The 11,864-nt window shown below is 53.2% G+C and carries 9 protein-coding genes; all 9 read left to right on the top strand.

The window, feature by feature from the left end; translation table 11 throughout:
- The first annotated feature begins 66 nt into the window (after positions 1-66).
- The 9 genes from FHW71_RS03390 to galE all read left to right on the top strand — a co-directional run bounded on the left by FHW71_RS03390 (position 67) and on the right by galE (position 11,617).
- A complete protein-coding gene (locus tag FHW71_RS03390; protein ID WP_061717734.1) occupies positions 67-984 on the top strand; it encodes a glycosyltransferase family 2 protein in 918 nt (305 codons plus the stop codon).
- Positions 985-1,057: 73 nt separating this feature from the next.
- A complete protein-coding gene (locus FHW71_RS03385) occupies positions 1,058-1,810 on the top strand; it encodes a glycosyltransferase family 2 protein (RefSeq protein ID WP_179450140.1) in 753 nt (250 codons plus the stop codon).
- 48 nt (positions 1,811-1,858) lie between these two features.
- The gene (locus tag FHW71_RS03380) at positions 1,859-2,893 is read left to right on the top strand and encodes a glycosyltransferase (protein WP_179450142.1); all 1,035 of its coding nucleotides are present in this window, start codon (positions 1,859-1,861) and stop codon (positions 2,891-2,893) included.
- Between the two features lie 57 nt (positions 2,894-2,950).
- Positions 2,951-5,161 carry a phage tailspike protein gene (locus tag FHW71_RS03375; protein WP_179450144.1) on the top strand — a complete coding sequence of 737 codons (2,211 nt, stop codon included), beginning with the start codon at positions 2,951-2,953 and terminating at the stop codon, positions 5,159-5,161.
- Positions 5,162-5,440: 279 nt separating this feature from the next.
- The gene (gene wcaK, locus FHW71_RS03370) at positions 5,441-6,703 is read left to right on the top strand and encodes a colanic acid biosynthesis pyruvyl transferase WcaK (RefSeq protein ID WP_179450146.1); all 1,263 of its coding nucleotides are present in this window, start codon (positions 5,441-5,443) and stop codon (positions 6,701-6,703) included.
- Positions 6,704-6,707: 4 nt separating this feature from the next.
- On the top strand, positions 6,708-7,931 hold the full coding sequence (locus FHW71_RS03365; protein ID WP_036648512.1) for a glycosyltransferase: 1,224 nt from the start codon (positions 6,708-6,710) through the stop codon (positions 7,929-7,931).
- The gene (locus FHW71_RS03360) at positions 7,928-9,268 is read left to right on the top strand and encodes an MOP flippase family protein (RefSeq protein WP_008104858.1); all 1,341 of its coding nucleotides are present in this window, start codon (positions 7,928-7,930) and stop codon (positions 9,266-9,268) included. The genes FHW71_RS03365 and FHW71_RS03360 overlap by 4 nt, the downstream gene beginning before the upstream one ends.
- 393 nt (positions 9,269-9,661) lie before the next feature.
- Complete coding sequence (gene galF, locus FHW71_RS03355; protein WP_061717729.1) at positions 9,662-10,555, top strand: UTP--glucose-1-phosphate uridylyltransferase GalF; 894 nt, start codon at positions 9,662-9,664, stop codon at positions 10,553-10,555.
- Between the two features lie 48 nt (positions 10,556-10,603).
- A complete protein-coding gene (gene galE / locus FHW71_RS03350; protein ID WP_154183664.1) occupies positions 10,604-11,617 on the top strand; it encodes a UDP-glucose 4-epimerase GalE in 1,014 nt (337 codons plus the stop codon).
- Positions 11,618-11,864 lie beyond the last annotated feature (247 nt).

Raw genomic sequence — 11,864 nt, 5'->3', positions numbered from 1 at the left:
CCATTATTCTTTTGAGCCCACAAGTTATATCATTGATTTTGTAACTTTTTTAATGAGGTGCTGGCAATGCAGGAGATTCGCTTCTCAATTGTTATTCCCGCGTATAACGCGTCGAAATCGATTGTCACGACGCTAGATTGCGTCAAAGCGCAAACCTATCGCAATTTTGAAGTCATTATTGTTGATGACAAATCGGCCGATGCGGCCGAACTGGCGCAGGTGGTACGCAGCGAGCGTTATCAGGATTTGGCTATCAAACTGGAGCTGTCTGAGGTCAAACTCAACGGCGCCGGCGCCCGTAATAAAGGTATTGAGTTGGCAAGCGGCGACTTTATCAGCTTTCTCGATGCCGACGATGAGTGGCATCCTGACAAGTTGCTGGTCGCCAGCGAAACCATCGCCAAACTGGAAGCGCAGGGCAAATCGCGCTACGTCATCTTTAGTCAGGTGAACATCCATCAGGATGGCAGCTTCCTCAAGGTGATGCCGATGCAACCGCCCGGTAAGAACGAAACCGTGGCCGAGTATCTGTTTGGCTGTTACGGCTTCATTCAAACCAGCACCATTGTGCTGAAGCGCGAAGATGCGGTGAAGATCCAGTTTGATGCGCGCTATATTCGCCATCAGGATTATGATTTCTGCATCCGCGCCGACCGCATGGGTTACGCATTCGTGATGATCGACAAGCCGCTGGCAACGTACCATCTGGTGACCAAATTTGGTTCCAAGCACAAAGGCGAATCGGTCAAATACTCCTTCTTCTGGCTCGATACCATGAAGCCGCATCTGACCACACGCGACATCCACACTTACAAGGCGTTCAAGCTGCCGCTGCGCTACAAGATGGATGGGAAATCGCTGCAGGCCAGCCTCAGCTTTGCACGCTACTTCTTCCTCACCAACCGTGATAATCGCGCCTACTTCATGAATCGCCTGCTCGATAAGGTGAAGTCGCGCTTCTCGGGTAGAAGAGCCGTCTCCTGATTCACTTTTAAACACTTTCACTTGCTCCCTACATGGGGGCAATTTTTTGGTTCCTGAAACTCCGGGTAGACAAATGACAAATCATGTTGGCACCGTCGGTATTGTGATGCCGATGTATAACGCGCGAAATACCGTTCTGCGCGCGGTTGAGTCGATCATCAACCAGACCTACAGCGACTGGCATCTTTACCTGATCAACGACAAATCCACCGATGATTCACTGGCCTTTGTGCGTGAACATTGTCAGGACGCACGCATCACCATTCTCGACAATGAAGTGAATCAGGGCGCAGCCGAAACCCGTAACGTTGGGCTGCGCGCAGCGAAAGAAGAGATCATCGCGTTTCTCGACAGCGACGACGAGTGGCACCGCGAAAAACTGGCCGAACAGACGGCTGCGATTGCCGCCGGCGACGATTTCGTGATTACGCATTATCACTACAAAACCAAAACCGCTGACCACGATATCAACTACAGCAAACCCTACCTGCAACAGGAAAACTTCGTGAAGAAGCAGTATCGCGTTTGCTTCTCCTCGGTGTGTTTCCGCCGTCCTCCACAGGGCATCTTCTTCCAGCGTAAAGGCCACGAAGACTTCCTGTTCCTCTATGAATTGTTCCTCCGCTACAAACAAGCCCGCGTGATCCAGAAAACCCTGGTCAACTATTACGAGTTGGGTGATTCACTGTCGCGCAACAAAAATAAAGCGGCGAAGTGGCACCTCGAATTATTAAGAATTATCTATAAAAACAATCCGTTAAAAGTATATTACTATTACGTCTGGTATATGGTGAATGGGGTTCTTTTTTCCTTAAAACACCGCTAAGCGCAACGGTGCTTAGCTGCTTATATATTTTTGAGGTGGAAAGGTTCTATGAAAAAGATCGTTTTGGTGATTAAGGATGCCTACTCGTATGCGGGCACTGAAAACATCTGCAACTTTATGTCTGAATGCCTTGGCGAACAACATGAAGTCACCATTTACTCGCTGGAAGGCAACGGCAAAACCTTTTATCCGTTCGAACGGGTGAAGAAAATTGTCAGCTTTGAAGGCCACAGCAACCCGATTAAAAGCGCCGTTGCCAGCATTCATCAGGAAGGCTTCGACAGTGTATTCCTGATCAGCATGGGCCGCCTGAGCGTGATGTTCGCCTTCTGGAACCTGATGGCGCTGAAGAAGAAGCGCTTTAAGGCGTATGCCTGCGAACACATCGCGATCAATTCGTTCAGCAAGCCAATTAAGCTGCTGAAGTGGCTGATGCTGCGCTATTACGACCAGGTGATCGTCCTGACCGACAAAGATCATCAGGTGTTTAACCGCTGGAATATTGCCAGCCAGCAAATCCCCAATCCGGTGGTGTACAAAGCGTTTCAACGTCAAACGCGCAGCCGTCAGGCGCTGGCGGTGGGGCGCCTGGATAACCAGAAAGGCTTCGACCTGTTGCTGGATATCTGGGCCGACTTCAGTAAGAAGCATCCCGAGTGGAAACTGGTGATTGCCGGTGACGGCGAACTGCGTCAGCAGCTGCACGATCAGGCTGCCGCGTTAGGTATCACTAACAGCGTCAATTTCGTCGGCAAAGTCAGCAACATTAACGATTACTACCGCGAAAGCGACATGGCGCTGATGACCTCGCGCTATGAAGGTTTGCCGCTGGTGCTGCTGGAAGCCAAATCCTGGTCGCTGCCGGTGGTGGCGTACGATTGCCCAACCGGGCCGCAGGAGATCATCAATCACGGTGAAGATGGCTTCCTAGTGCCGATGAACGACAAAACCACCTTTATTAAGCATATGGAGCAGCTCGCCAGCGATGATGGCCTGTTCTATGCGATGAGTGAAAAAACCAAAGAAACCGCGCTCAAGTTTGACGGTAACCAGATCAAGCAGAGCTGGCTCGCGCTTGTTTAGCGACAATTATCGTGCCTCGGGAATCCTTTTTGGCCGCACAACCACGGGAATTGAAGCATGAAAAGAAGAGAAGTCTTGCAGGCCGCAGCCTCCTCGATTGTTACCGCGCTCTCAGTGAGTGCGTTTTCCAGCTACGCCGCAAAAAGTGGTCAGCCAACGTTAAAATCTATCGATCCGTCCAGCGTACCCGCAGGCGATGTACCGATTCTGACGCCAGAAAACGTCTATACCATGCCACCGCAGTTCTGGCAGAACTTTGAGGGCAAACTGTGGATCGGTAAGGCAGGCAGTGATGCCAGCCAGTCTGGTAATCAGATCCCGGTGTTTCTGCGCGATGCCAATGGCAAAGTGTCACAAATCAGCCAGCCGATTGCGTTGAACAAAGGCAACTTCGCCCAGTTCATTCACGATAATGCAGCGTTGATCGCCAATCCATCACACTCAATGGTGGTGGAAGATGATCAGGGCCACACGCTGTTTTCCATCAGCGATGTTTCACGTCCTAATCAGAGCAACTTTAGCCAGCGTCTGGCGCAGCCGAACGGCTATCAGCTGATTGGTGAGATCCCGTCAGTTGAAGAGCTGCGTAAAACCCGTCCGCTGTTCGCCGGTGCCAAAATCAAGCTGAAAAGCTGGCACGAAGGGCTGGAAGTGGGCGGCGGCGAGTTCGTCGGCACCTTCGGTGATGGCAAAGATGACGGCGGCGTGAACTTCAGCGGCAACGGTTTCACCTGGCGTCGCGTGGTGGAAGATTTTAACCGCCTGACGCTGTTTGATTTCGGCGCTATCGCCGACGGCAAAACCGATAGCGCACCGGCGATCAAAGCCATGTATCAATGGTCGATTGATGCCAGCCAGCAGATCTGCGTGCAGTTCCCGGCCGGCACCTTCTTTGTCTCCGAATGTGATTTCGGTGACGAAGGTCGTCGCTTCTTCCGCATCTCGGGCGCGATGGTCAACTTCGGTTATTTCCCGGCGACCACGCTGGTTTCTGACGGTCGCTCCGAATTCCTGTTCCAGGTAAATGCGCGCTGGACGGAAATCTCCAACCTGAATTTCAACGGCAACACCGATAAGCGTCCGAACAAACAGGGTTTGTTCCGCAACACCTGTCCGGGCGGCCAGTTCTTCCGTGGCGCTTGCCTGCGCTTCAATCAGGTCGGCGGCGTCTCGCTCAGCCTGCTGGATACGCTGGATTGCAAAATCGACCAGTGGTACGCCAACGCCTGTACCGGCGATGTGATTAAAGCCAGCTGGTCGGGGCAAAAGGCTGGTGCATGGGATCACAGCACCGCGATTGAGCTCTCCAACTTCAACGCTCAGCACTGTAAAGGCGGCATGGTGTTGAATCTGCCGCGCTGCAGCCAATCGATCATCCATAACGGTTGGATTGAGCACAGCGATTTCCCTGGCGACATCTCGAACGGCCAATGGATTGTCGATGCGCTGAGCATTGAGGATTGTAAGAACCCGCTTAACGCGCGTAACTCGCGCCTTAATATGCGCCAGACCAATCTGCAGTCGGGCAGCTGGATTGATAACTCGCTGGAAGGCGAACGCTGGCTGAACATCTGGGAAATGGGCTCGACGCGCGTTGAATCTTACGGCGTCGCTATTGATGGCAGTCTGAAATACAACTACATCACCTCGCGCTTCCGCCTGACCAATAACAGCGATCAGCAAACCTGGTTTGAACTCGGCAACTTCTACTCACCAACGGTGGGCGATAGCTGGGAGATCGAGGTGTTTGGTCAGTCGCAGTTCAATAACGGTACCGCTAACCAGCCGCTGATGGATGTTATCAACGGCAAAGGTACCGGTGGCCGCGCGGTGATTCATCTGCAGCGTAAGAAAAACAAAGCCGAAGCCAGTTGGTCAGCGGAAGGTAGCTCGCCAGTGGTTGATGTGCGTTTCGAAGCGCGTAGCGATACCGACACCAAAGTCTACGTCAAGCTGGCGGGCTGGACGCCGACCACCGCCGTGCTGATCAAAAGCACCGCCAAGGATCGCTTCCTGACCGGCCAATGTGCGCGTGTGGATGCGGTGATGGACAAAGGCGCACCGGGCAGTGGCGCACAGCAGGCACCGCAGCGTTTCAGCCTGCACAACGGTAAGGCTGGCATCGGTGGAAACGAGCAGGGCGATTTGCTTATGGCATCGCGCGCGCTCAAGCCGGAACAGGTGGATACCCGCGAACCCAAAGGTTTCATCTCGGTGGTGATTAATGGTGAGCAGGTGGCTATGCCGTATTTTGCCGTGAAGTCGTAATGAGTGGTTTGTAAATCGGTCGCCATAAATGGCGACCCTACGGCATTTGATGAGGGTTTTGTAGGGTGCGCATTTATGCGCACCGGAAAGCAGCAGCGACGTTCAGAATGGTTGAGGGTTTTGTAGGGTGCGCATTAATGCGCACCAGAGAGCAGCATCAACGTTAAGCACCACTTTTTGGGGTTTACTCCCATTGCAGTCCTTTTAAACAGAGTTCACTTTGCCAGTGCAGCTATTGGCGGCTTGTAAAAATTACAAAAATTTTTCCGGAGTTTTTTTATGAAGATTTTATTGGTAGGAAACCATACCTGTGGAAATCGTGGGGATGGCGCGATTTTACGTGGGCTGATTGATTCACTGAAATCCGCGCGCGCGGATTTGGATATCGATGTGATCAGCCGTTATCCAACAAGCTCTGGCTATTTACTGCAGCAGGACATCCAGCAGGATTCCCTATTCCTGCACAACAGCAAATCGGGCAAAGGGTTAGTCGGCAGCCTGAAACGCAAAGTGGCGAACCGCTTGATGCCGGACATCATGATGGCGCACCTCGGCAAAGGCGGCGTGTACAAATCCTTCTCGGTGCCACCACATCTGGCGGCGTTTACCAATAGCCTTGCGCAGTATGATGCGATTATTCAGGTTGGCGGCTCGTTCTTCGTCGATCTCTACGGCGTAACCCAATTCGACCACGCGCTCTGTGCGCTGATGGCGAAAAAGCCGCTGCATATGGTCGGTCACTCGGTCGGTCCGTTCGAAAACCCGCGCGTGAATGCGCTGGCGAACTTTGTCTTTGATCGCGTCGACAGCCTGGTGCTGCGTGAAGAGGTGAGCTACGACCGCCTGAAGCAAGATGGCGTGACCACCAGCAAAGTGAAGAAGGGCGTTGATACCGCATTCCTGGTTGAAGCGCGTGAAGTGGCCAATCCAAGCCATAACCTGCTGCACTGGCAGGCGATTATCAGCGCACGCAAAACCATTGCGATCACCGTGCGTGAACTGGCGCCGTTCGACAAACGTCTAGGCGTGACGCAGAAAGAATACGAAGCTGCCTTTGGCCGCGTGATTAACGCGATGATTGCCGAAGGTTATCAGGTGGTTGCCTTCTCTACCTGTACCGGTATTGATAGCTACGCCAAAGATGACCGCATGGTGGCGCTGACGTTGCGCGATCATGTCGAGCATCCCGAGCATTACCATGTCATCATGGACGAGTTTAACGACCTCGAACTCGGCATCCTCCTCAGCCATTGTCATCTGACAATTGGTACCCGCCTGCATTCCGCCATCATCTCCATGAACTTTGGTACGCCAGCCGTGGCCATTAACTACGAGCACAAGTCGCTCGGCGTGATGAAACAGCTTGGCCTGCCGCAGATGGCAACCGATGTGCAGAGCCTGATGGATGGTTCGCTCATCGATAAAGTGCAGACGGTGCTGGCCGACTACGACAACGTGAAACACAAAGTTGATACCGCGGTGGCGCAGGAGCGTGAGATTGGTAACCGCATTACAGCAGAAATTCTCAACGTCCTGGGGTGAAGTGATGAAGCTGACCTTTTTCACCATGCGTTTTCCTGTTGCCTCTGAGACCTTTGTGCTCAATCAGGTGACGCATTTCATTGACGCAGGCTACGACGTGGAGATTATCTCCGTGTTTCCAGGCGATATGATTAATCGCCACGCCGCGTTCGATGACTACAATTTGGCAGCGAAAACCCACTATTTACTGCCGGAAGAGAAAGTATCCAACCTTGATAAGCTGACGCAGCGTATCGGCTTGATACTGCCGAAAATCACCAAAGGCGCGCTGCTCAAGTCGCTGAATGTGCGTCGTTACGGCGCACAGGCCAGCAAACTGCTGCTGCCGGCGATTGTCGCCAACACTAAGCAGCCATACACCGCAGATGTGTTTCTGGTGCACTTCGGCTATGCCGGCGCGCTGGCGAACAAGCTGCGCGAGCTCGGTGTGCTGAAAGGCAAGCAGGCGACGGTGTTCCACGGCGCGGATATTTCGCGTCGTCACATCCTCGAAGAGCACAAGCTCGACTACATCAATCTGTTCAAACAGAGTGAACTGATGCTGCCTATCAGCCACTTGTGGGAGAACAAGCTCATCGAGATGGGCTGTCCGCGCGCCAAAGTGCACGTGACGCGTATGGGCATCGAGCCGGAGAAGTTTAACTTCCGTCCGCGCGAAGCCTTCCATCAACCGCTGCGCATCGTCTCTGTTGCGCGTCTGACCGAGAAGAAAGGGTTGGATGTGGCGGTGAAAGCCAGCGAAATCCTGCGTAATAACGGCGGCCAGTTCCAGTTCACCATCATCGGTAACGGCGAACAGGACGGCATGATGCGTGAGCACATTGCGCGCGCTGGATTGCAGGATTGCGTCGACATGCCGGGCTTTAAGCCGCAGGACGAGATTCGTCAGGCTTTGAACGAAGCGGACATCTTCCTGCTGCCGTCCAAAACCGCCGCAGATGGCGATATGGAAGGCATTCCGGTGGCGTTGATGGAAGCGATGGCGGTTGGCTTGCCGGTGGTTTCCACCTATCACAGCGGCATTCCTGAACTGATTGAGAATGACGTCAGCGGATGGCTGGTGGCTGAGAACGATCCTGACGAGCTGGCGGCGACGCTGCTGCGTCTGTCACGCGGCGATGTGGATGTGGCTCCAGTGGTCGCGGCAGCGCGGCAAAAAGTCGAAACTGAGTTCAATCAGCACATCGCTTACGGTGAGCTGGCGAAAATTCTGGAGCGCATGGTGTGAGCGGATTAAAAAAACAGGCCGTTTGGCTGTTTGGTAGTACCTGTTTTGCCGCATTGCTTCAGGTGTTACAGCTCGCCGTTCTGGCGCGCAAACTGGAAACGCACGAGCTGGGTTTACTGGCGATCATTAATGCGATTCTGGCGGTGGCGACCGTGCTGCAGGATATGGGCATGAGCAGCTACATCGTGCATCGCCAGGATATTAATCGCCGCGAGCAGAGCACCATTTATTGGGTGAACGTGTCGCTCAGTTTCTGCACCGGCTTGATTATGCTGGCGATTGCCTATCCGGTGGCGTGGTTCTATCACCTGCCGGAGCTGGTGGGATTAATCATGCTCACCAGCCTCAACTTCCTGGTGTTGGGACATCTGTCGCAGTATCAGGCGCACTATGTGAAAACCAAACGCATGGTGACGCTGGCGAAGATTGAGATGGCCACCAAGCTGTTTGCGTTCCTGTGTACCGTCGCGATGCTGTATTACACCTCGCTCACCGTGGCGGCGGCGATTCTTGGCCTGTTCATCAACGCCTTCACACGAATTCTCTGCATGATCTACTTCGGCGAGAAATCGTGGCGTCCGACCTGGGAATTCGACGGCAAAACCTTCGTCAGCGCGGTGCGTTACGGCGTGTATCAGCTCGGTTCGCAGACCATTAACCAGCTGCGTACTCAGGCGGATGCGCTGATCGTCGGTAAAGTGATGGGCGCGGAGATGCTGGGGATTTATTCGCTGGCAAAAGAGCTGATTCTGCAACCGCTGAAGCTGGTTTCGCCGGTGATTAACCGTCTGGCATTGCCGCGCTTTGCTGAGAAGCAGCACGATCCGGAGCAGCTGAAAAAGCTGTTCCTGAAAGGCACCTTCGTCATCATGCTGTTCAGCAGCGCGATGTATCTGGCGATTGGCATTTTGTCACCGGTGATTGTGCGCGTGCTGTATGGCGCTTCGCATGAACAGGTTTATCATCTGATTCCGCTGATGCTGTTGTTTGGCATGCTGCGTCCGATGGGCGGCCTAACCGGCGCGATTTCGCAGGCCAACGGCCGCACCAATGTTGAGTTCTACTGGAACATTGTGGCGAGCCTGGTGGTGGTAGCGGTGCTGGCGACAACCTACATCTGGCCGAACGTGCTGTATGTGGCGTTGACGCTGTCGATCTCGCAGGTACTGATTTCTGCCTTTGCGCATCCTTTCTTCATCAAGCCGGTGATTGGTATCCGCTTTATGCCGTATGCGCGCCAGTGGGTTTCGGTGTCGGTGGTGTTTGTGGCGCTGATGATGCTGGTAAACCACTTCAACCTGTTCGTGATGCCGGAATGGTTTGAGGGCTGGCTGTAACCTTCGTAGGGTCACCGTTAACGGTGTAATGTCGCTCAGTTAAGCATTAATTTCGATATGAATTCAGGTGCGCATGAATGCGCACCCTACGAAAAACGCGCCACTCCTTAGTAGGGTCGCCATTTATGGTGACCTTGCAATTCCTACACGTTAACTTTTCTGAAAATCACTGGTCTTTTCCTTCGTCACTCTCATTCCATCCTCTCGCGGTTTTTCAGCGGCTTAGTACATCGTTTCCGCTTTGGAATACTGGCATTTTTACCGGCCAAATTAGCGATTTTTGATGGCGTGACAGAGAGTTAGTGCCGGTTTTTCAGATAAAGATTATACTTGCTCGACCGGCCGATCCTGCATAATCGACCCCACGTATTCACTTCATGAAATGGAATAAATATGACCAAGCTTAAAGCAGTAATCCCCGTTGCGGGTCTCGGTATGCATATGCTTCCTGCGACCAAGGCCATTCCGAAAGAGATGCTGCCAATCGTCGACAAACCAATGATTCAATACATTGTTGACGAATGCGTCGCGGCTGGCATCAAGGAGATTGTGCTGGTCACCCATGCTTCCAAAAATGCAGTGGAAAACCACTTCGATACCACTTACGAGCTGGAAGCGCTGCTCGAAGCACGCGTTAAACGTCAGCTGCTGAGCGAAGTGCAGTCAATCTGTCCGCCGGGCGTGACCATTATGAACGTGCGTCAGGCTAACCCGTTGGGTCTGGGCCACTCCGTGCTGTGCGCGCGTCCAATGATTGGCGACAACCCATTTGTGGTGGTGCTGCCAGACGTGCTGCTGGATGACTCTACCGCTGACCACCTGCGTTATAACCTTGCATCGATGGTTGCTCGCTTCGAAGATACTGGCCACAGCCAGGTGCTGGCGAAACACATGCCGGGTGAAGACCTCACCGAATATGGCGTGCTGACCACCGAAGAGCCGATTGATAACCCAGGCGATATCAGCACCATCACCAGCTTTATCGAGAAGCCAGAAGCCGGCTCAACCGACTCTGATCTGACGGCAGTAGGCCGTTACGTGCTCTCTGCCGATATCTGGGAAGAGCTGGAGCGCACTGAGCCAGGCGCATGGGGCCGCATTCAGCTGACCGATGCTATCGCCTCCCTGAGCAAGAAGAAGCCGGTAGATGTGCAACTGCTGACTGGAACCAGCTATGATTGCGGTCGTAAACTCGGTTACATGCAGGCATTTGTCTCTTACGGCTTGCGTAACAACGCTCAGGGCCGCGATTTCCGCGAATCCATTCAGAAAATCCTGGCGAAATAAGCTCTCTCATTCTCTACCGCGCCATTAGCGCGGTTTAAAGGAGTACACATGGCTATTTTGGTAACGGGCGGAGCAGGTTACATCGGCTCCCATACGGTGCTGGCGCTGTTAGAGCGTGGCGACGACGTTGTGGTCCTGGATAACCTTTGCAATGCTTCCCGCGAAGCCATCAACCGCGTGGAAAAGCTCTCAGGTAAAAAAGCGGTGTTCGTTGAAGGCGACATCCGTGATCGCGCCTGCCTGCGTGACCTGTTTGCCACTAACGATATCAGCGCTGTGATTCACTTCGCTGCGTTGAAAGCCGTTGGCGAATCCACGCGTATGCCGCTGGAATACTACGAAAACAACGTAGCTGGCACCGTGGTGCTGTTGGAAGAGATGCGCGCTGCTGGCGTGTGGAACTTCATCTTCAGCTCATCTGCGACCGTTTATGGCGCGGATGCACCGGTTCCTTACGTGGAAACCACGCCTATCGGCGGCACGACTAGCCCGTACGGTACCTCTAAGCTGATGATCGAATTCGTGATGCGCGACTTCGCTAAAGCGGATCCGAACTTCAAAGCTATCGCGCTGCGCTACTTCAACCCGGTTGGCGCGCATGAATCTGGCGAAATCGGTGAAGATCCAACCGGCATTCCTAACAACCTGCTGCCGTATATCGCGCAGGTGGCGATTGGCCGTCTGGAGAAGCTGGGCGTGTTTGGCGACGACTACGACACGCCAGATGGCACCGCACAGCGTGACTACATTCACGTTGTCGACCTGGCAGAAGGGCACCTGAAAGCGCTGGACCACTTAGCCAAAGTTGAAGGCTACAAAGCTTACAACCTCGGTGGCGGAGTAGGCTTCTCCGTGCTGGAGATGATCAAGGCGTTTGAGAAAGCTTCCGGCAAGCCAATTCCGTTTGAGTTCAAGCCACGCCGTGACGGCGATCTGCCTGCGTTCTGGGCCGATGCCACGCTGGCGAACAACGAACTGGACTGGCGCGTGACGCGCGGGATCGATGCCATGATGCGTGATACGTGGAATTGGCAGAGTAAGAATCCTAACGGTTTCAAATAGTTATTTTATTTATTGGTAAAGCCTGTCAATGGACAGGCTTTTTGCTTTTTTGGATTAGCAAAAAATAGATGCTCTACAAAGCTCTTCTTCCACATACATATGTTCAGTGTTAGGATTTCGACAAAAAATATAATAATAAAACGCTAATAATTGTATGAAAAACAAGCAGTAGATTGCAGGCTGCTTTAAAACATGTAGGTGAGTATTTTGGTAGCTAGAGCCAAGGGCGGTAGCGTGCTTAAAAGAA

The sequence above is a fragment of the Enterobacter sp. Sphag1F genome, assembly GCF_014193275.1.
Lineage (GTDB): Bacteria > Pseudomonadota > Gammaproteobacteria > Enterobacterales > Enterobacteriaceae > Pantoea > Pantoea symbiotica.
This window is presented reverse-complemented; position numbering and strand designations above follow the sequence as displayed.